This is a genomic window from Amycolatopsis sp. NPDC048633 (assembly GCF_040650695.1).
In the GTDB taxonomy this organism is placed as follows: Bacteria; Actinomycetota; Actinomycetes; order Mycobacteriales; family Pseudonocardiaceae; genus Amycolatopsis.
The window spans coordinates 229,907-251,480 of the sequence record NZ_JBEZHS010000003.1; the positions used below are offsets into that span (position 1 = coordinate 229,907).

At 72.4% G+C, this 21,574-nt stretch carries 24 protein-coding genes; 12 read left to right on the forward strand and 12 right to left on the reverse strand.

All coding sequences use genetic code 11. From position 1 onward, the window contains the following. Positions 1-360: 360 nt before the first annotated feature. Positions 361-1,746, forward strand: a complete 1,386-nt coding sequence (locus AB0C38_RS09745) for a pyridoxal-dependent decarboxylase (protein WP_360669325.1) — start codon at positions 361-363, stop codon at positions 1,744-1,746. On the opposite strand, the gene AB0C38_RS09750 is transcribed toward AB0C38_RS09745, so the two are convergent. After that, the gene (locus tag AB0C38_RS09750; RefSeq protein WP_360669328.1) at positions 1,743-3,413 is read right to left on the reverse strand and encodes a thiamine pyrophosphate-dependent enzyme; all 1,671 of its coding nucleotides are present in this window, start codon (positions 3,411-3,413) and stop codon (positions 1,743-1,745) included. The genes AB0C38_RS09745 and AB0C38_RS09750 overlap by 4 nt on opposite strands. A gap of 2 nt (positions 3,414-3,415) precedes the next feature. Between AB0C38_RS09750 and AB0C38_RS09755 the strand changes: the two genes are divergently transcribed. Both AB0C38_RS09755 and AB0C38_RS09760 read left to right on the forward strand, forming a co-directional pair. Then, positions 3,416-4,090 (forward strand): GntR family transcriptional regulator, encoded by a 675-nt coding sequence (locus AB0C38_RS09755; protein WP_360669331.1) that lies wholly within the window; start codon positions 3,416-3,418, stop codon positions 4,088-4,090. A 341-nt stretch (positions 4,091-4,431) separates the two neighbouring features. Beyond that, a complete protein-coding gene (locus tag AB0C38_RS09760) occupies positions 4,432-5,181 on the forward strand; it encodes an alpha/beta hydrolase (protein WP_360669334.1) in 750 nt (249 codons plus the stop codon). On the opposite strand, the gene AB0C38_RS09765 is transcribed toward AB0C38_RS09760, so the two are convergent. From AB0C38_RS09765 to AB0C38_RS09775, 3 genes are all read right to left on the reverse strand, one after another. Further along, on the reverse strand, positions 5,155-6,159 hold the full coding sequence (locus AB0C38_RS09765) for a pirin family protein (RefSeq protein WP_360669337.1): 1,005 nt from the start codon (positions 6,157-6,159) through the stop codon (positions 5,155-5,157). The genes AB0C38_RS09760 and AB0C38_RS09765 overlap by 27 nt on opposite strands. Positions 6,160-6,331: 172 nt before the next feature. Further along, positions 6,332-6,622: a hypothetical protein gene (locus AB0C38_RS09770; RefSeq protein WP_360669340.1), complete on the reverse strand. Its 291-nt coding sequence runs from the start codon at positions 6,620-6,622 to the stop codon at positions 6,332-6,334. A gap of 184 nt (positions 6,623-6,806) precedes the next feature. Further along, entirely contained in the window at positions 6,807-7,241 is a 435-nt protein-coding gene (locus AB0C38_RS09775; RefSeq protein WP_360669343.1) for a single-stranded DNA-binding protein, read from the reverse strand. Between the two features lie 126 nt (positions 7,242-7,367). Here AB0C38_RS09775 and AB0C38_RS09780 point away from each other — a divergent pair, with 126 nt between their 5' ends. After that, entirely contained in the window at positions 7,368-7,964 is a 597-nt protein-coding gene (locus tag AB0C38_RS09780; RefSeq protein WP_360669346.1) for a PhoU domain-containing protein, read from the forward strand. A 155-nt stretch (positions 7,965-8,119) separates the two neighbouring features. On the opposite strand, the gene AB0C38_RS09785 is transcribed toward AB0C38_RS09780, so the two are convergent. After that, positions 8,120-8,551 (reverse strand): zinc-ribbon domain-containing protein, encoded by a 432-nt coding sequence (locus tag AB0C38_RS09785; protein WP_360669349.1) that lies wholly within the window; start codon positions 8,549-8,551, stop codon positions 8,120-8,122. 102 nt (positions 8,552-8,653) lie between these two features. Between AB0C38_RS09785 and AB0C38_RS09790 the strand changes: the two genes are divergently transcribed. Continuing rightward, positions 8,654-9,079, forward strand: coding sequence for a nitroreductase/quinone reductase family protein (locus AB0C38_RS09790; protein ID WP_360669352.1), 426 nt, complete (start codon positions 8,654-8,656; stop codon positions 9,077-9,079). On the opposite strand, the gene AB0C38_RS09795 is transcribed toward AB0C38_RS09790, so the two are convergent. The 5 genes from AB0C38_RS09795 to AB0C38_RS09815 form a co-directional block, all read right to left on the reverse strand. Beyond that, positions 9,076-11,196, reverse strand: coding sequence for a transglycosylase domain-containing protein (locus AB0C38_RS09795; protein WP_360669355.1), 2,121 nt, complete (start codon positions 11,194-11,196; stop codon positions 9,076-9,078). The genes AB0C38_RS09790 and AB0C38_RS09795 overlap by 4 nt on opposite strands. A 36-nt stretch (positions 11,197-11,232) precedes the next feature. Next, complete coding sequence (locus tag AB0C38_RS09800) at positions 11,233-12,054, reverse strand: ABC transporter permease (protein ID WP_360669358.1); 822 nt, start codon at positions 12,052-12,054, stop codon at positions 11,233-11,235. Next, the gene (locus AB0C38_RS09805; protein ID WP_360669361.1) at positions 12,014-12,817 is read right to left on the reverse strand and encodes an ATP-binding cassette domain-containing protein; all 804 of its coding nucleotides are present in this window, start codon (positions 12,815-12,817) and stop codon (positions 12,014-12,016) included. The genes AB0C38_RS09800 and AB0C38_RS09805 overlap by 41 nt, the downstream gene beginning before the upstream one ends. Next, positions 12,814-13,254, reverse strand: a complete 441-nt coding sequence (locus AB0C38_RS09810) for a MarR family transcriptional regulator (protein ID WP_360669364.1) — start codon at positions 13,252-13,254, stop codon at positions 12,814-12,816. The genes AB0C38_RS09805 and AB0C38_RS09810 overlap by 4 nt, the downstream gene beginning before the upstream one ends. A gap of 71 nt (positions 13,255-13,325) precedes the next feature. Beyond that, a complete protein-coding gene (locus tag AB0C38_RS09815) occupies positions 13,326-13,655 on the reverse strand; it encodes a helix-turn-helix domain-containing protein (RefSeq protein ID WP_360669367.1) in 330 nt (109 codons plus the stop codon). 85 nt (positions 13,656-13,740) lie between these two features. On the opposite strand from AB0C38_RS09815, the gene AB0C38_RS09820 reads away from it, so the two are divergent. The 6 genes from AB0C38_RS09820 (at position 13,741) to AB0C38_RS09845 (ending at position 17,965) form a co-directional block, all read left to right on the forward strand. Further along, positions 13,741-14,739, forward strand: a complete 999-nt coding sequence (locus tag AB0C38_RS09820) for an NAD(P)-dependent alcohol dehydrogenase (protein WP_360669370.1) — start codon at positions 13,741-13,743, stop codon at positions 14,737-14,739. A gap of 224 nt (positions 14,740-14,963) precedes the next feature. Beyond that, entirely contained in the window at positions 14,964-15,521 is a 558-nt protein-coding gene (locus AB0C38_RS09825; RefSeq protein WP_360669373.1) for a hypothetical protein, read from the forward strand. Between the two features lie 70 nt (positions 15,522-15,591). After that, the gene (locus AB0C38_RS09830; protein WP_360669376.1) at positions 15,592-16,002 is read left to right on the forward strand and encodes a VOC family protein; all 411 of its coding nucleotides are present in this window, start codon (positions 15,592-15,594) and stop codon (positions 16,000-16,002) included. Positions 16,003-16,079: 77 nt separating this feature from the next. Further along, positions 16,080-16,718, forward strand: a complete 639-nt coding sequence (locus AB0C38_RS09835; protein WP_360669379.1) for a hypothetical protein — start codon at positions 16,080-16,082, stop codon at positions 16,716-16,718. 61 nt (positions 16,719-16,779) lie between these two features. Continuing rightward, positions 16,780-17,457 carry a GNAT family N-acetyltransferase gene (locus tag AB0C38_RS09840; protein ID WP_360669382.1) on the forward strand — a complete coding sequence of 226 codons (678 nt, stop codon included), beginning with the start codon at positions 16,780-16,782 and terminating at the stop codon, positions 17,455-17,457. Positions 17,458-17,605: 148 nt separating this feature from the next. After that, positions 17,606-17,965: a hypothetical protein gene (locus AB0C38_RS09845; RefSeq protein ID WP_360669385.1), complete on the forward strand. Its 360-nt coding sequence runs from the start codon at positions 17,606-17,608 to the stop codon at positions 17,963-17,965. Here the strand turns inward: AB0C38_RS09845 and AB0C38_RS09850 are convergent. Beyond that, complete coding sequence (locus AB0C38_RS09850; protein WP_360669388.1) at positions 17,962-19,386, reverse strand: APC family permease; 1,425 nt, start codon at positions 19,384-19,386, stop codon at positions 17,962-17,964. The genes AB0C38_RS09845 and AB0C38_RS09850 overlap by 4 nt on opposite strands. A gap of 115 nt (positions 19,387-19,501) precedes the next feature. On the opposite strand from AB0C38_RS09850, the gene AB0C38_RS09855 reads away from it, so the two are divergent. After that, positions 19,502-20,257, forward strand: a complete 756-nt coding sequence (locus AB0C38_RS09855; protein ID WP_360669391.1) for an alpha/beta fold hydrolase — start codon at positions 19,502-19,504, stop codon at positions 20,255-20,257. Here AB0C38_RS09855 and AB0C38_RS09860 read toward each other — a convergent pair. Then, a complete protein-coding gene (locus AB0C38_RS09860; RefSeq protein ID WP_360669394.1) occupies positions 20,254-21,531 on the reverse strand; it encodes an ATP-binding protein in 1,278 nt (425 codons plus the stop codon). The two genes, AB0C38_RS09855 and AB0C38_RS09860, sit on opposite strands and share 4 nt — an antisense overlap. Positions 21,532-21,574: the final 43 nt, after the last annotated feature.

The window sequence follows — 21,574 nt, forward strand, 5'->3', positions numbered from 1 at the left end:
TGGGGCGGTCGGCTGGCGTACCTGGGCGGTCGGTTCGCGTGCCTGGGCGGTCGGTTCGTGTACCTGGAGGGTCGGTTCGTGTGCCCCGGGTCGTCGGTTTCCATGATCCGGGACGTCATCCGCGTGGTCAGAGGCGGAACTCGCGTGGTCAGAGGCGGAACTCGCGTGATTGGGCGGTCGGCTCGCGTACTTGGAGGGTCGGTTCGTGTGCTGGGTGGGGCATCTCTTGTGTCTGGAGGGGCGTCTCATGTGATTGAGGGGGCATCACGCGTGATTTGAGGGTCGACACGGTGGTGCGGCGGGCCAGTTTCGGGGGATTGGACCGCGACAGCGGTGCCGGGGGCGCCTAGCGTCCGTGGGGTGCACCCTAGGCTTGCCGAAGACCTGAACTCCCTGCCCGATCTGCTGGACGCCGCGCGGAAACTCGCCGGTGAAGCGCTCGCCGGGCTGCCCGATCGGCCTGCTGCCGTGCCGCCCGGCGAGCTGGTCCGGGCGCCGCTGCCGCTCGAGGGTGCCGGGGCGCGGGGTGCGCTGGAGGCCTTCTCGCAACGCTGGGAAGCCGGCTTCGCGGGCAACGCCGGACCGCGCTACCTCGGGTTCGTCACCGGCGGGGCGACCCCGGCGTCGCTGGCCGGCGACTGGCTCACCTCCGCCTATGACCAGAACCCCGCCAGCGGCATGGACTCCTCGGCGCAGGACCTGGAGCGCGAGACGGTCGGCTGGCTGGCCGAGCTGTTCGGGCTCGGCGCGGAGTTCTCCGGCGCGTTCGTCACCGGCGCCACGATGTCCACGGTCACCGGCCTCGCCATCGCCCGCGAATGGCTCGGCGAGTGCGCCGGGGTGTCGGTGTCCGAAGAGGGCGCCGCCGCGCTCGGCCCGGTCACCGTGCTGTCCGGCTCGCCGCATTCGAGCATCCTGAAAGCGTTGTCGTTCCTCGGGATGGGCCGTTCGGCGCTGCGGAAGGTGCCGGTGCTGCCGGGCCGCGAAGCCGTCGACGTCGCCAAGCTGGCCGAAGCGCTCGAATCGCTCGACGGGCCGGCCGTCGTCGTCGCGAACGCGGGCACCGTGAACACCGTCGACTTCGACGACCTGCGCGCGATCGCCGCGCTCAAGCAGCGGTACGACTTCTGGCTGCACGTCGACGCCGCGTTCGGCGCGTTCGCCGCGCTCTCGCCGGAGCACGCCGCGCTGGCCGCGGGCCTCGACCAGGCCGACTCCGTGGTCGTCGACCTGCACAAGTGGCTCAACGTGCCCTACGACTCCGCCGTCCAGTTCACCCGCCGCCGCGACCTGCAGCTGCGCGTGTTCAGCAACAACGCGGCCTACCTGGGCGAGATCGGCGAAACCCCGGACTTCGTGCACCTCACGCCGGAGAACTCCCGGCGGCTGCGCGCCCTCCCGGCCTGGTTCTCGCTCGTGGCCTACGGCCGGGACGGGCACCGCGAGATCGTCGAGCGCTGCGTCTCGCTCGCCCGGGACCTCAGCGCGCGGCTCGACGGCTCGCCCCGCTGGCGGCTGCTCGCGCCGGTGCGGCTCAACGTCGTGTGCTTCGCCCCGGCCGAGGACGTCACGCAGGACCGGATCGACGCCCTCGTCCGCGCCATCGCCGAGGACGGGACCACGTTCCTGACCCCCACCGTGTACGACGGCCGCCCCGGGCTGCGTGCCGCCTTCAGCAACTGGCGGACGACCCCGGCCGACGTCGACCGCGTCTTCGCCGTGCTCGAACGCGTGGCCGCGGGCTAGCTGCGGTCCGATTTCGGCATCAGGTACTTCCACGGCGAGGCGCCGGCGCCCAGCTCGCACGGCACGTGCACCAGCGCCGGCCGCCCCGCGGCGAACGCCTTGTCCAGCGCGCCCCGCAGGTCGTCCGGGGTGCGCGCGGTCAGGCCGAGCGCGCCGAACGTCTCGGCGAGCCGGGCGAAGTCCGGGTTCCGCAGCCGCCCGCCCAGCGCCCGGCCCTCGAACAGCCGCTCCTGGTCGAGGTGGACGTTGCCGTAGTAGCCGTTGTCGAACACGACCGCCACCACGTTCAGTCCGTATTGGACGGCCGTCGCGAGCTCCTGCGCGGCGAACATGAAACCGCCGTCTCCGGCCACCGAAACCACCGGGCGGCCGGGGAAGGCCGCCTGCACGCCGAGCGCCGTCGGGTAGCCGAAGCCGAGCGTGCCCTGGTGGCCGCACGTGACGAAGGTGCGCGGCGAGTAGACCTCGAACCCGAAGTAGGACGCGAAGCCGACCTGGCAGATCTCTTCGACGAAGAAGCCGTCGCGGGGCAGCACGTCCCGGATCGCCCGCAGGTACTCCAGTTCGGGCCCGACGTCGGTGAACCGTTCGGCCACGGTCTCCTTCAGGGCGGCGAACTCCGCGGTCCGATCCGTCCGTTGTGGACCGATGGCCTCGGTGAGCGCGGCCGTCGAGTCGGCGGCGTCGGCGACGATCGCGACATCCGCTTCCAGCCGGGTCGCTTGCCGCGGGTCGATGTCGAGCAGGATCGTCTTCAGGCCCCCGGGCCGCTCCGGCCAGCGGAACCAGGACAGCTCCATCCGCGACCCGATGCCGATCACCACGTCGGTCTCCGCCCACCGCTCGAAGCCGGAGACGCAGGTGAAGCCCAGCGGGTGGTCGTCGCCCACGATGCCGCGCCCGCCGCGGAACGGCACCACCGGCGCCTGCAGCCGTTCGGCCAGCGCCCGGACCTCGGCGGCCGCGTGCCGGGCACCGCCGCCCACCATGATCATCGGGTTCCGCGCGCCGTGCAGCAGTTCCGCCGCTTCGGCGAGGGCCACCGGGTCGACGGCCGGGCGAGGCAGCGGCAGCGGACCGACCGCTTCGGCGGGGGCGCGCAGGCCCAGCACGTCCCAGGGCACCGCCAGGGAAACCGGCCTCGGTCGCCCGCCGGCGGCTTCGCGGAAGGCGGTCGCCAGCGCGTCCGGGACCTCGACGGGGTGCTCGACCAGCGCCGACCACTTGGTCAATGTCCGGAGGGTGGCCAGCTGGTCGGGCATCTCGTGCAGGTGCCCGAGCCCGCGGCCGAGGTACGCGCGCGGGATCTCGCTCGTCAGGCAGAGCACCGGCGCGCTGGCCCCGTGCGCCGAGAGCATCGCGGCCGAGGCGTTGAGGACGCCGGGGCCGGGCACCACGGTGTAGACACCGGTGCGGCCGGTCGCCTGGGCGTACCCGAAGGCCATGTAGGCCACGGTCTGTTCGTGCCGGGCGCCGATCACCCGGATGTCGTCGCCCGCGCGGGCGAGGCTGTCGAACAGGTCGTAGGTCTGCACGCCGGGCAGCCCGAAGACGGTGTCGACGCCGTGGGCCCGCAGCCCGTCGACGATCAGGTCGGCCGCGGTGGGAGCGGGCGGGGGAATCGGCATCGGCACGGCCTCCTGGGCGTCGTCCGTCGGCGGGACCATATATGGTTTCCTACATGATCAGCGCGTCCTCGGGAAGACCGGTCACGAAGTCCCAGCTGGCCTACGAGACGATCAAAGCCAGGATCCTCGCCGGCCGCTACGGGCCCGGCTACCGGCTGGTGCTCGACCAGATCGGCCGCGAGCTCGAGGTCAGCGCGGTGCCGGTCCGCGAGGCCCTGCGCCGGCTCGAGGCCGAGGAGCTGATCCAGTTCGAGCGGAACGTCGGCGCCCGGGTGGTGGCGATCGACCCTACGGAATACCAGCACGCGATGCAGACGGTGGCGATCGTCGAAGGCGCGGCGACCGGGCTCGCCGCGCCGCTGCTCACGCCGGAGGCGCTGGCCCGGGCGCGTTCGCTGAACGAGCGGATGCGCCGGAGCCTGGCCGAGTTCGACCCGCTCGCGTTCACGGCGCTGAACGCGGAGTTCCACGAGGTGCTGTTCGGCGCCTGCCCGAACCCGAACCTGGTCGACCTGGTGCAGCGCTGCTGGACCCGGCTGGCCGCGGTCCGCGACAGCACGTTCGCGTCCGTCCCGGGGCGGGCACCGAAGTCGGTCGAGGAGCACGAGCGGCTGCTGGAGCTGATCGAGGGCGGGGGCGATCCGGCGGAGGTCGAGCGGTTCGCGCGGGGGCATCGGCTGGCGACGCTGGAGGCTTATCTCGCGCGGGAGCGGTGATGGTCGCCGGGCCCGGTTGAGGAGCTGCTCGGGCCGGGTAGGCGGTCTCCGGTTGGCGAGGCCGGGGTCGTACGGCACCGGTGCAGGTCCCTGCAGGGGAGGGTTGCATGCCGAGGGTGCGAGGGCGAGCGGTCGTTTGGCTCGCGCGGGCGCGCGATTGAGGGTTGCTCGGCAGGGCGCGGGGACCGCCGGGCTCGGGTGTCCTGGTGAGGGTTGCCCCGGTTGCCCCGGGAGTGTCAGGGTCGGGGATGCCGATCTTCTCCGCGCCGGATGGGACCGCGCTCGCCTTTCGCCTTCGCGGCTTCGGTGGTGAGCCTCTGGTCTGCCTGCCCGGTGGGCCCATGCGGGCCGGGGCCTACCTGGACGACCTCGGTGGGCTTGGTGCTCAGCGCCTTCTCGCCGTGCTGGATGCGCGGGGGACCGGGGACTCCGAGGCACCCGGTGACCCCGCCACCTATCGGTGCGATCGGCAGGTCGAGGACGTCGAAGCGCTGCGCAAGCACCTCGGTCTCGAGCGGCTCGACCTGCTGGGGCACTCGGCCGGGGCGAGTCTGGCCGTCCTTTATGCCGCTCGGTATCCCGGGCGGCTGCGGCGCCTTGCGCTCGTCGCGCCCAGCCCGCGGGCCGTCGGCTTGCAACTGCCCGTCGCCGACCGGCGGCGGATCATGGAGCGGCGGGCCGGTGCGCCCTGGTTCGACGATGCCGCCGCGGCCTATGAGGCGATCGCCGCCAGGACCGCGACCAGCGCCGACTGGGCCGCCATGGCACCGATGTACTACGGCCGCTGGGACGAAGCCGCCCGGCGGCACCAAGCCGCCGAGCCCGGTCAGCGCAACGGCGCCGCCGCGCGCGTCTACAACTCCGCCGGCGCCTTCGAACCCGAGCGCACCCGGGACGCGCTCGGTGCCGTCGAGGCTCCCGTGCTGGTGCTGGCGGGTGAGCTGGACTGGATCGCCAGCCCCGCCGTCGCCGGAGAGTTCGCCGCGCTGTTCCCGGACGGCCGGGTCGTCGTCCTGCCCGGCGCCGCGCACTATCCCTGGCTGGACGACGCGCCGGCGTTCGTGTCAGCCGTGGCGGGCTTCCTGGCCTAACGCCGGGTTCCGGCGCGGCTTGATGCGGACCGCCGGCAGCTCCGGCGCCGGCAGCCGCTGCGGGGTGCCCGCGTAGCCGGTGACGCTGCCGAACTGGTCGGACTCCGCTTGCCAGGCTTCGCGGAAGGCCGCGATCTCCTCGTGGGTCCGGCCGACGAAGTTCCACCACATCAGGATCTCTTCGTCGAACGGGATCCCACCCAGCAGGAGGAACCGGGCCGGCGCCGTGCCCCGGTTGCTCAGCGTCAGGGAGCGCACGCCGGTGCCGACGTAGCCCAGCTCGGCCGCGCGGACGCGGGTGCCCGCGACCACGACGTCGCCGGTGTCGGCCAGGACGCCGTGCTCGAAGCGGGGGTCGACGCCGAGGGACATGTGGGCGTCCGGGCCCAGCACGATCTCCGCGCCCAGCAGCGGGGTGAACGTCGGGATCGGGGAGGTGCGCCCGGCCAGCGACCCGAGGAACACCCGGATCTCGGCCCCCTCGATCCGGTTCACCGAGGGCACGTAGTGGTCGAAGGCGCGCGCCGTGTGCCGGTGGCGTTCGGGCAGCGCCACCCAGAGCTGGACACCGTGGAGCGTCTTCGTGGCGCCGGTCGAGACTTCCGAGTGGCAGATGCCGTGCCCGCCGGTCATCAGGTTCAGCTCGCCGGGGCGGACCACGGCGTGCGTGCCCAGGCTGTCGCGGTGCTCGATCTCGCCGGCGAACAGCCAGCTCACCGTCTGCAGGCCGGTGTGCGGGTGCGGGGGAACGTCCATCGCGCCGGCCACGTCGGTCGGCCCGTAGTGGTCGGCGAAGCACCAGGCGCCGATCAGCGACCGCGACCGCTGGGGGAGCGTCCGCCGGACCGACATCGCCCGCGGACCGCCCAGGGGCACCTCGCGCGGGGTGAGGATTTCGACGGCCGGGTGCTCGGGGTCGGCGGTCGTGGGCCGGTCGCCGCAGGCGAGCTCGGCGGGTGCGGCCTCGGTGTTGCTCATGTCCGCCACGGTAGTCGCGTCGCCTGCCGGGCTCCGGGGCCGGACGGAACCGCGGAGGCGGCGCGGGCTCGGCCACGGGAGGACCGCGCAGGCCAGGCTGGTGGCCGGACCGGACCCGCGCGAGTGGCGGCCGGGTTCGCTTTGTGGAGTTGTCAAACTGCGTACCGCCGGGTCAGGCGGCGTGGTGCTGCTGCGCCGTGACGATCGCCTCGCCGTCAGCCGTCAGGATCGCCGGGACCAGCTCGCCCGGCAGGCCCGGGCGGGCCGCGCGGACCAGGCCCTGGTGGGCCAGCGCGTGGGCCGCGAACTGGTCGCCGCACGACACGCCGTCGATGAACAGGTCGGGCTCGCTGCTGCAGGAGACGCGGCCGCGGCCCGCGCCGACCGCTCGCAGCATCGCCAGCATCCGGTGGTTCACCAAGGGGCGCACGGCCGGTGTTCCGGTCTTTTCGTTCCTGGTCATCTCGGTCCCTCCCGCTCGTGGTTCGACCTCGTCCTACCCATGCGTCGAACCAGTTGACGGGATTTCGACAGCACATCCGGAACCGGCCCGGCCAGAAGCGTGCGTCCATCGTCACCGCCGCCGGTCGAGCCCGGGTCGACTTCCCGTCGACGGGTGTTCGGACGCCGGACGCGACCGGATGGGCTCAGAACGGAGGCGACCCGGCGACCGCCGGCTCCGGCGTCCACGAACTGCTCGCCTCGCCGCCGGCGGCCCGGCTGAGCCTGGTCACCTTCGCCGTGGCGTACCGCAGGGCCGGGCCGATCTCGTCGACGTCCAGCTCCGTGACGGTGCGCTTCTCACCCTCCTTCGTGTCGTACGACCGCTGTCTCAGCCGGCCTTGGACGACCACGCGGGCTCCGCGCCCGAGCGACTCCGCGACGTTCTCCGCGTACTGCCGCCACAGGCTGCAGCGCAGGAACATCGCGTCGCCGTCGCGCCAGGCGCCGGACTCGCGGTCGAACGTGCGCGGCGTGGACGCGACCGTGAAGTTCGCGACCGCGGCGCCGGACGGGGTGAACCGCAGCTCGGGGTCGGTCGTCAGGTTGCCGACCACGGTGACCAGCGTTTCGCCTGCCATCGGTCTCCTCCTTCTCCTCCGGGTGCGGGGTGCACCGCTCTCGCCGACGAGGAGAGCACGGGGGTCCGACAGTTCCGGGCCGGGCGACGAGATGCCGACACCCGGGCGGGCTGGTTTCCTGCCGCCATGCCGACGGCGTTTCAGAAGGAGCTGGTCACGCTCGCCCACCGGCTGGCGGACCTGTGCGAGCTGGTCGCGATCGCGCTCGAAGAGGCCACGCGTTCCGTGCTCGAAAGTGACCGCACGCTGGGCGGACGGGTGCGGGAGGAGGTGGCGGCGGTGGCCGCGCTCGGGGCCGCCTGCGAGGACCAGGCGTGCGCGCTGCTGGCCCTGCACGCGCCGCGGGAGGAGGACGTGAAGGCGGTCGTCGCCGCCGTCTGCACCGCCGCGGATCTCACTCGGATGGGTGGTCTTGTGCGGGAGGTCGCGGAGCCGCGGCGGGTGCCGATGGAGGTGCGGCCCGCGCTCGGGCGGCTGGGCGGGCACGCGGTGGCGGCGGCTCGGGCGCTTCAGGGCCTGCTCGGAGGGCGAGGTGATGCCGGGCTGGCCGATGCTGTCGTGCTCGCCGAGGTCGCGGAGCGGGGGTTGCGCGAAGCCGCGCGCGGGTGTGGCGCGGGCGCGGCTGTCGACGTGGTGCTGCTCGCGGCGGTCTACGGCCGGTTCGCCGGTACCTCGGCTCTGATCGCGCGCCGGGCGGCGGGGTTCACGTCGGTCGGCGCCTGACTGCCGAGCGGGTGGCCCGGGCGAGGTTCGCCCTGATTGTCCGAAAAGGACGCAGTGTGCGAACGCTTGCGAAGCCGACCGCGGCTCAATGTCTTGAATGACCCATTCGGAACCTCGGACGAGGTGAATGAGTCATTCAAGACGAGCGCCGAACTTCAGTTGCCCTGCTGGGGGAACTGGCCCTGCGGCGGGTACTGCTGCTGCTGAGCCCCCTGCGACGGGTGCTGCGGCTGCGGGAAACCCTGCGGCTGGGACGGGTGCGGCGACTGCTGGAAGCCCTGCGGGGCCCCCTGCTGCGGGAAACCCTGCGACTGCGGGTACCCCGGCGCCGGAGCCTGCTGCTGCTGTCCCTGCTCCTCCTGCGCCTGCAGGCGGACGGCGTCCTCCTTCGGGATCCGGTTCTCGATCCCGCAGAACGTGCACTGCGCGGAGTACTTCACGCTGATCGGGAAGAGCGGGATGAAGAAGAGGGTGAACTTCGTGACCGCCTTGCGCACCGCGTGCGAGGCGGGGTTGCCGCACCGGCCGCACAGGAAGGTCGTCATCGCCAGCACGTAGATCCGCGTTCGCCAGCCCCAGATCAGCATCGGTACTTCTTTCTCCCAGGTCCTTGTGTCCGCCGCGCAGCGTCGCACATCGGCGCGCCGCCGCGTGGCGGTTTCGGCGAACTCGGGGACTAGATTGTGATCATGCCGAGCGATTTCGCCCTCAAGACCATGAACGCCGTGCACCGCGGACTGATCAAGCTCACGGGCGGGAAGGTGGGCTGGCACGCCGCCATGCCGGTCCTTGAGCTCACCACGACCGGCCGCAAGAGCGGGCAGCCGCGGTCGGTGCTGCTGACCTCGCCGCACCAGGAAGGCGACACGCTGGTCGTCGTCGCCTCGCGCGGCGGTGACGACACGCACCCCGCGTGGTTCCTCAACCTGCGCGACAACCCGGACGTCGAGGTGTCGCTCAAGGGCGCCCCGAAGCGGCCGATGCACGCGCGGGTCGCCGACGCCGGCGAGCGCGCGAAGCTCTGGCCGAAGATCTCCGGCGACTTCAAGAACTACGCGCAGTACCAGACCAAGACCGAGCGCGAGATCCCGCTCGTCTTCCTCGAGCCGCGCTAGCCCCGCGCGGTCAGGTAGCCCCGGTCCGGGCCGGGGATCGCCTGGTCCGGCACACCCGCGAGCAGCACGCTCATCGCGTGGAAGTACGGCGGCGCGGCGACCGTGCCGCCGAACGCGCCGTGGCCGCAGGTGCCGAGGTGCACCGGGGTGCCCGGGCAGATCTCGCGCGGGCGCGGGCCGTCGGCGAAGACCATCGACGAGACCGCGTAGCCGTCGACGCCGCCGACGAACGCCACGGACTCGCTCTGCTGCGTCGTGCCGGTCTTGCCGATGTCGGGGCGGGTCCAGCCGGCCGCGTGGGCCGCCTGAGCCGACGTGCCGTCCGTCGTGTCCTTGCTCAGGCCCGCTTCGAGGGTGTTCGCCACACCGGCCGGGATGACCTGCTCGCACGCCTGCTGCGGCACCGGGACGGCGTTCCCGTCCCGGTCGGTCACCGACAGGATCGGGTTCGGCGGGCACCAGACGCCGCCGCTCATCAGCGTCGCCGAGACGTTCGCCATCTCCAGCGGGCTGACCGGGCTGTTGCCGAGGGTGAACGAGAGCAGGTTCTGGAAGTACTTCGACTGCGGCTCGTTGTACTGCGGGCTGCCCGAAGCGGGGTTCGGCACGGCCCCGGCGTCGTTGGTCGCGAGCGTGTTCCGCAGGCCCAGCTTGTACGCCATGTCGAGCACGGCGGGCATCCCGACCTGGTTCTCGAGCCCGACGAAGGCGACGTTCGGCGACGTCGCGAGGCCGTCGGCGAGGCTGATCGGGTCGGCGTAGTGGCCGTCGTTGTGGACGGTGTAGCACGCCGTGTGCGCGTTGGCGTTCGGCGGCGTGAAGCACTGGCTGTCCGGGTTGGGCAGCGGCGTCTCCAGGCCCGCCTTGCCGGTGACGAGCGCCGCGGCCGAGGTGAAGATCTTGAACGACGAGCCCGCGCCGAACTCGTTGCTCGCGTCGGCGACGATGTCCGTGGACGTCTCGCCCTGTGCCGGGTCCGTGCCGTAGTTCCGGTTGGCGACCATGGCGAGCACCTGGTGGCCGGCCGGGCCCGGCTGGACGACGGCGAAGGTGTTGGCCACGCCGTCCTGGGTGGTCGGCACGTTCGCGTCGACGGCGTCCTTCGTCACCTGGGAGACGTGCGGGTCGAGCGTGGTCTTGATCGTGTAGCCGCCGGTGGCCAGCCGGTCCGCCGTGAACCCGGCGTGCACCAGGTAGTTTTCCGCGTAGGCGCAGAAGAATCCGGCGTCCGGTGCCGCACCCATGCACGTGCCGGACGGCGTGACCGGCCCGTCCGGCAGCAGCCCGAGTGGTGCCGCCTTCGCCGTCGCCGCGTAGGACGCCGGGATGGAGCCGTTGGTGACCATGGCGTCGATGACGAGGTTCCGGCGCTGCGTCGCCCGGTCCGCGTGGGTGTACGGGTTGTAGATGCTGGGGTTGTTCACCATTCCGGCGAGCAACGCCGCCTGTGGCACGGTCAGTTTGTCCGCCGTCGTCCCGAAATAGGCTTTCGCCGCGGCGCCGACCCCGTACACGGTTCCGCTGAATTCGACCACGTTGAGGTAATCTGCCAGAATGTCGTCTTTGCTCGTCGTGTCGTTGAGCTGGACGGCCATTTTCGCCTCGCGCAGCTTGCGCGCGAGCGAGTCTTCGCGGTCTTCCTGCTGCGCGATCGGGTTGGTCCGGTCGACGACGTTCACGAGGTAGTTCTTGACGTACTGCTGCGTGATCGTCGACGCGCCCTGCAGCGAGCCGCCGGCGCTGTCGTTGACCGCCGCCCGGAGCATGCCCTGCACGTCGACGCCGCCTTCGGTGTAGAACCGGCGGTCCTCGATCCCGATGATGGCGGCCTTCATCGTCGTCGCGATCCCGGTCGGGGTCACCGGGAGGCGGTACTGCGCGTACAGCGTCGCGATCGGTGTGCCGTCCCGGTCGGTCACCGTCGTCGTCAGCGGCGGATCGGCGGCGGCCAGCTGGGCGGAAATGGCGTCCACCGAATCGCTGACCTGATTCGACAACAGGCCCGCCCCGATGGCGGCGGGTGCCGCCGTTCCGGCCACGAGAATTCCGGCGAGCAGACACAATCCGACAAAGGGGACCACGCCCCGGCCACGATTCACAGAATCGAGATTAGACATTCCGCGATAAAGCTTCTGTTCGGTGAGACATGTGCCTCACCGGGCCAACCTGCCGAGCAGTGCCGAGGCGACCGAAATCGCGACGACCGTCGCCGCGGCCAGCACGCCGAAGTCGAGCCCGAGGTGCGACGGCGTGCCGATCAGCAGCCCGCGCAGCGCGTCGACCTGGTAGCTCAGCGGGTTGACGTGGCTGAGCACCTTCAGCCACGACGGCATCAGGTCCACCGGGTACAGCGCGTTCGAGCCGAAGAACAGCGGCATCGTGATCGCCTGGCCGATGCCCATCAGCCGTTCCCGTGACAGCACGATCCCGGCGATCACGATGGACAGGCAGCAGAAGAACGCCGACCCGAGCACGAGCACGACGGCCATCGCCAGCAGCTTCAGCGGGTTCACGGTCAGCCTGACGCCGAGGATCGCGGCCAGGATCAGCACCATCAGCGCCTGCACGAGCGCCCGGACGCCGGCGGCGAACGCCTTCCCCGCGACGAGTGCCGCACGCGGCGTCGGGGTCACCAGGAGCTTGGCGAGCACGCCCGCGTCGCGTTCCCAGATGATCTGGATGCCGTAGAAGATCGCGATGAACAACGCCGACTGCGCGAGGATGCCGGGCGCCAGGTAGTCGAGGTACGGCGTCGAGCCGGTCGGGATCGCCTTGAGCCGGGTGAACGTCTCCCCGAAGATCAGCAGCCACAGTGCGGGCTGGATCGCCCGGGTGAGCAGCTCGGTCTGGTCGCGGCGCAGCTTCTGCAGCTCCACCAGGCACATCGCGCCGACGCGCGCGGCGAGGATGCGCGCTTGGCGCAGCGGACCGGGGTCAGCCGAGACGGCGGGCGGTGCGGCGAGCGGCACGGACACTGCGGATCCCTCCTTCGTCGGTTTCGAGTCGGTCGCCGGTGACCACCCGGAACACATCGTCCAATGTGGACCCCGGGCCGAGGTCGGTCTCGAGGTCGGCGGGGGTGCCCAGCGCCCGGATCCGGCCGGTGTGCATGAGCGCGACGCGGTCGCAGTACTGCTCGGCCTCGTCCATGTAGTGGGTGGTGACGAGCACGGTCATGCCGGTGTCGGTGCGGATCTGGGTGATCCGTTCCCACACGGCCGAGCGGGCGACCGGGTCGAGCCCGATCGTCGGCTCGTCGAGGATCAGCAGCCGCGGCGAGCTGACCAGGGCCTGGGCGAGCTCGAGCCGGCGGATCATGCCGCCCGAATAGCCCTTCGCGACGCGGTCGGCTTCGTCGGCCAGCCCGACGAGGTCCAGGGCGCGCCGCACTTCGGCGTCGCGTCGCGCGCGGGGCACGTCGAAGAGCCGCGCGAACAACGCGACGTTCTCGCGCCCGGTCAGCGCGCCGTCGGCCGACAGCTGCTGCGGGACGTAGCCGATCAGCCGCCGCACGGCCATCCGGCGGCGCGCGACGTCGACGCCGAACACCGTGATGCGGCCCGGTGTGGTCGGCAGCAGCGTGGTGATCATCCGGAGCGTCGTCGTCTTGCCGGCGCCGTTCGGGCCGAGCAGGCCGAACACCTCGCCGGGCGGGATCTCCAGGTCGACGCCGTCCACCGCCCGGGTCGTCCCGAACGAGTGGCTCAGCTCGGTGCACCGCACCGCGGGTTCGGTCATGGCTGCTCCTTCAGGATGCCCATGAGTTTTTCGAGCGCCGGCAACGCCTGCTCGATCGCCGCGGTGTCCTCTTCGGACAGCCCGGTGAGCGCTTCGGCGACGAGCCCGGTGCGGGCGCGCCGCCACGACGCCATCCGGTCGCGCGCCGCGTCGGTGATCTCCAGCCGGGCCGCGCGCCGGTCGGCGGGGTCGGCTTCGCGCCGCAGCAGGCCGGCGTCGACGAGCTGGTTCACCAGCGTGCTGACCGAGTTGGCGGCCAGGTGCAGCTCGCGTGCGGCGGCGGCGACGCCGACGCCGGGCTGGTCGGCCACCACGCGCAGGACCTCGACCTGCGCGCCGGGCAGGGGGAAGCCGGGTACGTCGGCGCGCACCCGGCGGCGCACGACCCGGCGGATCCCCTGGACGGCGCCGAGCAGCCGTTCGGCGAGTTCGGTCATGCCGTCAAGGTAGCTCTGACTCAGATCTATTAGCAATGCTAAATGTCTGGTCGGGGAGAAATGCGCGGAAATCAGCCCGGCAGGCGCGCGGCTTCGGCGAGGGCCAGGTCGAGCAGGCCGGGGAAGCGGGCGTCGAACTCCTCACGGCGCAACGCGTTCAGCCGCTGCGTGCCGCTGTCCCACTGCTTCAGCAGACCGGCCGCGCGGAGGATCTTGAAGTGGCGGGACGCCGCGGGCTTGCTGACCGGCGGCATGATCGCGCCGCACGACTGGCCGGGTTCGCGGGCGAGCGCGGCGACCATGGCCAGCCGGTGCGGGTCGCGCAGGGCTTCCAGGGCCGCGGGGAACGAGACGTCCGCGAGGGGCGGGTGCTCCAGGGGGGTCGCGGTGCGGCTGGCCATGGTCCGAGTATCCCCGGTTGCCGGGGCGCGGGCAGCTGTGCCATGGTCGATGTTAGCCAATCGATTAACATGAGGGAGTCCCGCGGTGCGCGTCTACCGTCCCGAATCCGGCCACCTGCTCCTGCGCGACGAGCCGGTTCCCGAGCCGCAGCGCGGGGAGGTGCTCGTCCGGGTCCGGGCGACGTCGCTCAACTACCGGGACCTGCTCATCCTCGACGGCGACCACTTCACGAACGGTCCCGGGAGCCTGGTCCCGGTGTCCGACGCCGCGGGTGACGTCGTCGCGGTCGGCGACGGCGTGACGCGCTTCGCGGCCGGCGACCGGGTGATCGGCTCCTTCCACTCGAACTGGATCGCCGGACGGCTGCCGGACACCCTGGTCGGCTACGGGAACGGCCAGGACGGCTGGCTCACCGAGTACCGCGCCGTCGGGGAGCACGCGCTCGTCGCGCTGCCGGACTCCCTGAGCTACGAACAGGGGGCGACGCTGCCGTGCGCCGCGGTCACCGCGTGGACGTCGCTGAACGGCGGGACGCCGCTGCGTCCGGGCGAGGTCGTGCTCACCCTCGGCACCGGCGGCGTGTCGCTGTTCGCCGTGCAGCTCGCCAAGCAGTACGGCGCGCGGGTGGTCGCGACGACGTCGAGCGCGGCCAAGGCGGCCAAGCTGACCGAGCTCGGCGCCGACGTCGTCATCGACTACACCGCGACGCCCGAGTGGGGCAAGGCCGTCCTCGACGCCACCGGCGGCCGGGGCGCGGACCGGATCGTCGAGGTCGGCGGGCCCGGCACGTTCGCGCAGTCGCTCGTCGCGGCGGGGACGCACCACGCCGACATCGCGCTCGTCGGGTTCGTCGGCACCGGGGGAGCCCCGATCGACTTCATGGACCTCTTCCGCAGCGGCGCGACCGTGCGGAAGATCTGGGTCGGCAGCCGCGAGGACACCGAGGACCTGGTCCGGCGGCTCGCGGTCCATCCGATCGAACCGGTCGTCGACAGCGTCTTCCCGTTCGACGACGCCGTGGCCGCGTTCGAGCGGTTCCGGAGCCGGCGCAACCTCGGGAAGGTCGTCATCACGACGGCCTGAGGCGAGAGGGATACCGCTGATCGGCTGAACCTGACTCGGAGTGACCGTTCGGCGGCGAAGTGCGGCCGTTCGCCGCGTGATCGCGGAGTTCCGGTCCGGAACCGGCGGCCGCGGGCGCATGCTGTCCTTTCCGACCCCGCGTCCCCGCGCCTGACGTCCACTGTGGACATTGCCAGTGCGCCCGGCCCGGTGGTCTTCTCGACCGGAGATAGGACACACCGCCCGTGACCCTGCTGGACAGCAAGCTCGTCCGCTGCTGGACGTCCCGTCCGCACCTGCAGTCCCTCTACACCCTCGCCGCGGCCGCCCCGCGGATGCGCGCCGCGCTCGGCCTCATGCCGACCGGCGGCGGCACGGTCGGGTTCAAGGTGGACGGCGACGCGCTGGCCCGCACCGAGGCGGAGCTGATCGCCGCGACGTCGGACCGGCTGCCGGTGCACCCGCTGGTGACGCAGGATCTCCACGGCCGTTCGACGGTCCGGTGCTGGCGCCGCAACCGCGATCTGCGCGTGCTGACGGCCGACCTGGTCGACGTCGCCGACCGGCTGGCCCGGGCGGGCTACGGCGGCTGCCTGCGCTCGGCGACCGTCGAGTTCGCCGAGCCGGACGGGCGCCGCGACCGCAAGCTCGCGCTGGTGTACCTGTTCGACCGCGGCACGTTCCACACGGCGCCCGCCGCCGGGACCCCGCCCCTCGACCGCGCGCTGGAGCTGCGCGCCCGCGCCGCGCTGAACGGCGCGCTGCCGTTGGAACCGCACGCGCACCGCCGGTTCGTCGTCTGAAATTCCCGCGTTTGTCGAGGTCACGGGCTTCTGCGAGGATGCTGCTCTCTTCGAGCAGAAGGAGTTCGCCGTGGCTTCCGTTCTCAACCCGTACCTGAGCTTCCGCGCCGAGGCACGACAGGCGATGGAGTTCTACAAGAGCGTCTTCGGTGGCACGCTGACCGTCAACACGTTCGGGGAATTCGGTTCACCCGAAGGAGCGGACGCGGAGAAGATCATGCACGCCCAGCTGGAGACCGGCAACGGCTACACGCTCATGGCGTCCGACACGCCGGCCGGGATGGACCACGACCCGGGCACGAACATCACGGTCAGCCTCAGTGGTGACGACGCGGGCGACTTGCGCGGCTACTGGGAAAAGCTGAGCGAGGGCGGCACCGTGACGGTTCCGTTCGAAAAGCAGATGTGGGGCGACGAATTCGGTTCCTGCATCGACAAGTTCGGCATCCCGTGGATGGTCAACGTCGTCCAAAAAGCGTAACGGGGCGTTGCAGCCCGCGCCCGCGTCGGTGACGATGAGGGGCCGGCGTGCTCCCGCGCCGGGGCGAAGGAGGCCCGATGGCGGGTTCCCCCTGGACGTGCGCGCAGTGCGGCGCGGTCAACGACCCCGCGGCCGGACGGTGCGGTACCTGCTCGAGCCTGGCCCCCGGTCGGGCTCGGGCGCGGGCGCTGTGGGTGCTGCTGACCCTGATGGTGGTCGCCGGGGTCGCGGTGGGCGGGGTCCTGCTGTTCTCCGGAGGTGAGAAGCCTTCGCCGGACGCGTCCGGGCCGTTCCCCTCGTACACGACGCCCGCCCTGCCGACGACCAAGACCGTGGTCACGACGGCGAACGGCCTCACCCCGCCGGTCACGCCGTCCACGCCGACCTCGACCTCGGCCACGCCGGCGGGGAAGCCGTGCCCGGGCGACGCGGCCCGGTACCTGCCGGGCGGCCAGGGGACGGCGCTGCTGGTCGCGCAGACGGCGAAGTCCCTGATCACGATCTGCCAGGTACCCGACGGCAAGATCTTCTACGACGGCCAGGCCCGCGGGCAGGCGGCCTCGGACGACACCCACATCGTGCTGCCGGCCCAGGCGTCGGGCGACGGGTTCGTCGCGAAGAACGGGGACTACACCTACCAGGTCGGGGGCGGCAGGCTGGTCGTGTCGGCCGGGTCCGGCGTGCTCTCGGACGACGAGCTGACGACCGTCGGCTGAGCGCTCGCTCAGGATGTGGGAGCGCCGCCGCGAGGCCGGCGGTTCCGAGCATCCTGGTGTCATGGCTTCTCCGCTCGACAACCCGGCTTGGGCGTCGCTGGCCGGCCCGCACGCCCGGTTCGCGGAACGGCGTGGACGCGTGCTGCGCTACCCCGTGGACGTCGCTCCGTTCCTCGCCCTTCCCGACGCTCCCGAAGAGCAGGACTGGCTGGACGTCGCCGGGCTCGCCGGTCCGGGAGCGGTCGTGGTGCTCGCCGCCACCGCCGCGCGGCCGCCGTCCGGCTGGGAGGTGCTCGACGCGCTGCCCGGTGTCCAGCTCGTCGACGAGAGCGTCGCGGCCGCGCCGGACGCGGAAGCCGTGCGGTTGGGGCTGGCGGACGTGCCGGAGATGCTCGATCTCGTCGAGCGGACGAAGCCCGGGCCGTTCCGGAAGCGGACCGTCGAGCTCGGCACGTACCTCGGGATCCGGCGGAATGGCGCACTGGTCGCGATGGCCGGGGAGCGGCTGCACCCGCCGGGCTACACCGAGATCAGCGCGGTGTGCACGGACCCGGCCCACCGCGGCCAGGGCCTCGGGACGCGGCTCGTGCTCGCCGTGGCGGCGGGCATCCGCGAGCGCGGCGAGACACCGATGATGCACGCGGCCGCGAGCAACACCTCCGCGATCCGCCTCTACCTCTCGCTCGGGTTCGTCCTGCGGCAGCGGCCGGACTTCGTCGCGGTCCGCGTGCCCGGCTAGGCGCCGGGCGGCGTGATCTCGGCCGGCTTCCCCGCGACGTGCTCGGGAGTGGCTGGAATGCCAAGAACCACCGAGATCCGGCCAACCTGTCTCCGATGTCGAATCCGGCGGTCCTCCTTCGACGAACAGGTAGAGGAAGGGGACCACGATGACCACCACGACCTGCACCACCAGCACCCGGATCCGCAGTCTGCCGGTCCTGCTCGCCACCGAAGACGACGCCGAGGAGATGGGTCTGCTGGCCCCCGACGACCGGCTGACCTGCCACGTCCACGGCCGGTGGATCCACCAGTGCGTCGCCTCGCCGGCGCACGTCAGCCCGGTCACCCGGCACCGCTGGTGCCGCGGCTGCCGGACCGAGCTGTCCGTCGCCGTCGACGAGCTGTCCCTGGCCGTTTCGATGACCTGCCCGCGCTGTGGCCACGGCGGCAGCGCCGCCACCACCCGGCTGACCGTGGCCTGCCGCTCGAGCCTGGCCGCCGAGCGCGACGCCCGGCGCGCCGCCTAGCCGGACACGGTTTCGAGCCCGAGCTCGTCCAGGCCCGCGTAGACGTCCGGCCGGCGACGCCGCAGCCACCCGGCGAGCCCGAGTCCCCCGGCCACCGCGACGGCCAATAGCCACGGCAGCAGCGCGATCGCCGGCGCGTCGGACCCGGCGAGGGTGGGGAAGTTGAGGAACGCCAGCGTCGTCACGGCGATCAGGCCGAGCCCGCCGAGGCCGGGAGCCACCGCGGTGCGCCAGATCCGGGGGTCGCGCCGCCGGCGGAAGAACGCGACGACGGCGACCCCGGCCAGGGCCTGCAGGGCGATCACCCCGAGCGTGCCGATGCCGGTCATGCTGGCGGTGAGGTCGGCGAGCGGGTCCAGCCCGGCCAGCGCGTAAACCGCCGCGATCAGCGTCGCCACCCCGATCTGCGTCCCGCTGGCGACGTACGGCGCGCCGTTGCGCGCGTTCGTCCGGCCGAGAGCCGCGGGCAGCACCCGGGCCCGGCCGAGCGCGAACAGGTAGCGCGTCGCGGAGTTGTGCAGCGCCAGCAGGGCCGCGAACAGGCTGACGACCAGCAGCAGCATCATCACGTCGGTGAGGAACGAGCCCAGGTAGGTCCGGCTGATCGCGAAGACGAGGTCCCCGGTGGCGAGGTGGTCCTGGGCGGTCTTCCCGGCCTCGGCGACGCTCGTCGCGCTGACGACCGCCCACGTCGTGAACGCGGCGAAGACGCCGATGAGCACGATCGCCGTGTAGGTCGCGCGGGAGATCGTCCGGTGCGGGTCCCGGGCCTCTTCGCTGAACAATCCGGTGGCCTCGAAGCCGACGAAGGCGTTGAAGGCGAACAGGAACGCGACCCCGACCGAGCCGGAGAAGACCACGCCGGGCGCGAAGGCGTGGACGTCCAGGCCGGTCCGGACGGCGACCGCGACGTCGAGGACGAGCAGGATCGACACCTCCAGGACCAGCGAGACGCCGAGCACCTTCGCGCTGACGTCGACCCCGCGCCGGCCGAGCGCGAACACCGCGGCGGCGGACAGGAGGCTCCACAGCTGCCACGGCGTGTGCCACCCGAAGACCTGCTCGACGACGTTCGCCGTGAAGAACCCGCTCGTCCCGACCGCGCCGGCGACGAAGCAGTTGTAGCCCAGCAGCGCGACCAGCGCGGCGACCAGGCCGAGCGGGCGGCCCAGCCCCTTGGTGACGTAGACGTAGAACCCACCCGCGCCGGTGACGACCTTGCTCATCTGCGCGTAGCCGACGCCGAAGAGCACGAGGATCACGGCGGCGAGCAGGAACGCGCCGGGCATGCCCCCGCCGTTCCCGAGCGCGATGCCCAGGGCGGCGATGACGACGATGCCGGTGAGCGGCGCGACGGCGGCCAGCACGAGGAAGACGACACCCGGCGTGCCCAGCGCGTCGCGGCGCAGTGCGTCGGACATGGGATTTCTCCTCCCGCGGTGGCTTGTCCGGGCATGGTGCGCCCCGCGGCGGGCCGCGGTCTTGTGCCGCAGCGCAGGGTGGTTGGCACGCAGCGCGGACTAGGGTCGGCAGGCGATGCGGCAATTCACGGTGCACCACGAGGACGTCACGATCCCGGTCTCCCGAGGCGGCCGCGGCCGGCCACTGGTCCTCTGCCCCGGGCTGAGCTCGACCCAGGCCGATCTGCACGAGCTGGCCGGACTGCTGCGGCGCGACCACGACGTGATGACCTTCGACCTGCGGGGCCACGGCCTCGCGTCGGCGGCCGCCGGGTACTCCTTCGACGGCTTCCTCGGCGATCTCGCCGCCGTCATGGCTGAGGTAGGACCCGTCAAGCCCGTGCTCGTGGGCTACTCGCTGGGCGCGGACCTGGCCGTGCACCACGCCGCGGCGCACCCCGGCACCGTCGACCGGCTCGTGCTCGTCGACGGGGCGAACCCGGTGCCGGAGCCGTTCCTCACCGATGCCGACCTGCCGGTGTTCCGCGCGATGTGGGACGACATGGCGGCGGAGAACGAAGCTCGCCGGGGCACTTCGCGCCAGGTGCTGCTCACCGGGCCGGAGATCCTCGACCTGAACGTCGAGATCGACGAGGTCCGCGCACGGATCCTCGGCCGGTACGCGGAGATCGACTGCCCGATCAGCATGATCATGTCCACGTCGATGGCCGGGGACAGCGAAGGCCTCGCCGTGCGGTGCAACCGGAACTGGCGGGCCGGTGTCGAACGGCTCGTCCACGAGCGACCGGAGATCGCCGTTTCGTGGCTCGACGCCGATCACGGGCTGGTCTTCACGCACGCCCCGGAGATCGCCCGGATCATTTCGGGCTAGTTCGGCACCCACATCGTCACGCGGGTGCCGCGGCCCGGCTGGGAGTCCACCGTGCCGTGGCCGCCGACCTCGGCCAGACGGGCCACGATCGACTGGGTGATGCCGAAGCCCGGCGGCCGGTCGCGGACGTCGAAGCCCTGGCCCTGGTCGCGCGCCACCACCGCGATCCCACCGTCGCGCTCCTCCACGCGCAGCACCACCTGCTTCGTCCCGGAGTGCTTCACCGTGTTGCGCAACGCTTCCCGCACCGCCTCGCACAGCGCGGTGCGGCGGTCCTGGGACAGCTTGTGCTCGTCGGCGAAGTCCGCGGCGACCAGCTGGGTGCGCAGGCCGTCGCGGGCCATCTCGGTCGCGACGTCGGCGAGCTCGACCGCGAACCCGCGCGCCAGCCCGGTCGGTACCGGCTCGGTGATCCGGCGCCGCAGCTCGGCGGCCTCGGCCTGGGCCACGGAACGCACTTCGGACAGCCGGGCCACGGCGTGCGCGTCGTCGCCCGGTGCCGAGATGGCGAGCGCTTCCAGCGTCTGCAGCACGCTGTCGTGCATGATGCGCCGCGTCCGGTGGCGCTCGGCTTCGCGCCCGCGCCGGATCCCGATGTCGACCGCGAACCGCGTGCCGGCGCCGAGCAGGATGAGGATGCCCGCGGCGAGCACGATCGCCACCGCCAGCGCGATCATGCAGCCGATCGAGCGCGTCACCGAGAGCTGGTCGGTCAGCGGGAGACCGCCGGCCAGCGTGAGCGCCGCCCGCAGCGGGAGGGCCGCCACCAGCAGCCACAGCGCCGACGGCAGCCCGGACGTGCCCGCCCACATGGCCACCGCGCCGACCAGCCAGGTCCACGACACGTCGACGGCGAACGGCTGCACGGACGCCGGGGTCGTCGCGGCGACGACGAAGTTGAGCGCCACCCCGACGGCCAGGTCCAGGGCGAGGGCGCGGCCGGTGACGCGGGTCCGCAGCCCGCCCGAGCGCAGCACCCAGGCCATCGCGGCCGTGTTGGCCGCGACGGCGAAGACCGTGGCCGCCAGCACCGGCCCGAGCCCGACCCGGCCGTTGGCCGCGGCGAACCCGATGAACACCTTGACGAACGCCGCGATCCGGTACGCCAGCGGCACGACGACCCAGTAGCGCGCGGCTCGGGCGAGCGTCGCGTCCCCGACGGCGGCGAGGTCGCCGTGCTCGTCGGGGGGCCCGGCCGGTTCCGCGGGCGTGCCGCTCCGCAGCAGCGTGCGAACGAGCGCGCGCGGCGGTTCGGCAGAGCCCGCCTCGGGCATCGGTGGTCCCCATTTCATCCGGCCGTCCGGGCTGACTGAGCCT

What these genes read in the sequence shown, in the direction of transcription:
- AB0C38_RS09750 (WP_360669328.1), bottom strand. Translation starts at nt 3,413, where the DNA reads ATGGTCCCGCCGACGGACGACGCCCAGGAGGCCGTGCCGATGCCGATT.
- AB0C38_RS09755 (WP_360669331.1), top strand. Translation starts at nt 3,416, where the DNA reads ATGGTTTCCTACATGATCAGCGCGTCCTCGGGAAGACCGGTCACGAAG.
- AB0C38_RS09760 (WP_360669334.1), top strand. Translation starts at nt 4,432, where the DNA reads ATGCGGGCCGGGGCCTACCTGGACGACCTCGGTGGGCTTGGTGCTCAG.
- AB0C38_RS09765 (WP_360669337.1), bottom strand. Translation starts at nt 6,159, where the DNA reads ATGAGCAACACCGAGGCCGCACCCGCCGAGCTCGCCTGCGGCGACCGG.
- AB0C38_RS09770 (WP_360669340.1), bottom strand. Translation starts at nt 6,622, where the DNA reads ATGACCAGGAACGAAAAGACCGGAACACCGGCCGTGCGCCCCTTGGTG.
- AB0C38_RS09775 (WP_360669343.1), bottom strand. Translation starts at nt 7,241, where the DNA reads ATGGCAGGCGAAACGCTGGTCACCGTGGTCGGCAACCTGACGACCGAC.
- AB0C38_RS09780 (WP_360669346.1), top strand. Translation starts at nt 7,368, where the DNA reads ATGCCGACGGCGTTTCAGAAGGAGCTGGTCACGCTCGCCCACCGGCTG.
- AB0C38_RS09785 (WP_360669349.1), bottom strand. Translation starts at nt 8,551, where the DNA reads ATGCTGATCTGGGGCTGGCGAACGCGGATCTACGTGCTGGCGATGACG.
- AB0C38_RS09790 (WP_360669352.1), top strand. Translation starts at nt 8,654, where the DNA reads ATGCCGAGCGATTTCGCCCTCAAGACCATGAACGCCGTGCACCGCGGA.
- AB0C38_RS09795 (WP_360669355.1), bottom strand. Translation starts at nt 11,196, where the DNA reads ATGTCTAATCTCGATTCTGTGAATCGTGGCCGGGGCGTGGTCCCCTTT.
- AB0C38_RS09805 (WP_360669361.1), bottom strand. Translation starts at nt 12,817, where the DNA reads ATGACCGAACCCGCGGTGCGGTGCACCGAGCTGAGCCACTCGTTCGGG.
- AB0C38_RS09810 (WP_360669364.1), bottom strand. Translation starts at nt 13,254, where the DNA reads ATGACCGAACTCGCCGAACGGCTGCTCGGCGCCGTCCAGGGGATCCGC.
- AB0C38_RS09815 (WP_360669367.1), bottom strand. Translation starts at nt 13,655, where the DNA reads ATGGCCAGCCGCACCGCGACCCCCCTGGAGCACCCGCCCCTCGCGGAC.
- AB0C38_RS09835 (WP_360669379.1), top strand. Translation starts at nt 16,080, where the DNA reads ATGGCGGGTTCCCCCTGGACGTGCGCGCAGTGCGGCGCGGTCAACGAC.
- AB0C38_RS09840 (WP_360669382.1), top strand. Translation starts at nt 16,780, where the DNA reads ATGGCTTCTCCGCTCGACAACCCGGCTTGGGCGTCGCTGGCCGGCCCG.
- AB0C38_RS09845 (WP_360669385.1), top strand. Translation starts at nt 17,606, where the DNA reads ATGACCACCACGACCTGCACCACCAGCACCCGGATCCGCAGTCTGCCG.
- AB0C38_RS09850 (WP_360669388.1), bottom strand. Translation starts at nt 19,386, where the DNA reads ATGTCCGACGCACTGCGCCGCGACGCGCTGGGCACGCCGGGTGTCGTC.
- AB0C38_RS09855 (WP_360669391.1), top strand. Translation starts at nt 19,502, where the DNA reads ATGCGGCAATTCACGGTGCACCACGAGGACGTCACGATCCCGGTCTCC.
- AB0C38_RS09860 (WP_360669394.1), bottom strand. Translation starts at nt 21,531, where the DNA reads ATGCCCGAGGCGGGCTCTGCCGAACCGCCGCGCGCGCTCGTTCGCACG.